General features: G+C 69.7%; 1 protein-coding gene. It reads left to right on the top strand.

Annotated features, from left to right (window positions below):
• Nucleotides 1–659 (top strand): AMP-binding protein (locus ACTIDRAF_RS28675; RefSeq protein ID WP_039787138.1); only part of this gene is annotated, 659 nt, incomplete at both ends.

Genomic DNA, 659 nt, shown 5'->3' with positions numbered 1-659 from the left:
GCCTACGTGATCTACACGTCCGGGTCGACCGGACGGCCGAAGGGCGTGGCGGTACCGCACCGCGGCGTGGTGTCACTGCTGACCGGGACCCAGGACCGGTACGGCTTCGACGCCGGGGACGTGTGGACGTTGTTCCACTCGGTGGCCTTCGACTTCTCGGTGTGGGAGATGTGGGGCGCGTTGGCGTTCGGGGGCCGGTTGGTGGTGGTGCCCTGGGAGGTGTCCCGCAGTCCGGGGGAGTTCCTGGAGCTGGTGGTGGCCCAGCGGGTGACGGTGCTCAACCAGACACCCTCGGCGTTCGAGCAGTTCATGCGGGCCGAGGCGGAGAACCCCGGGTTGGGGCGGGAGTTGTGCCTGCGGTGGGTGGTCTTTGGTGGGGAGGCGTTGGAGGTGTCCCGGGTGCGGCCGTGGTTGGCCCGGCACCCGGACACACCGGTGTTGGTGAACATGTACGGGATCACCGAGACCACGGTGCATGTCACCGCGCACCCCCTCAACCCGACCGGGAAGGGGGAGAACGGTGCGGAGGTCGATCTGGTCGAGGGGTCGGCTGGGGTGATCGGGCACGCGGTACCGGGGTGGCGGGTGTACGTGCTGGACCGTGCCGGTGGGTTGCGTCCGGTTCCTCCGGGGGTGGTGGGGGAGATGTACGTGGCGGG

This window comes from Actinoalloteichus spitiensis RMV-1378 (assembly GCF_000239155.1).
Taxonomy (GTDB): Bacteria; Actinomycetota; Actinomycetes; order Mycobacteriales; family Pseudonocardiaceae; genus Actinoalloteichus_B; species Actinoalloteichus_B spitiensis.
This window is presented reverse-complemented; position numbering and strand designations above follow the sequence as displayed.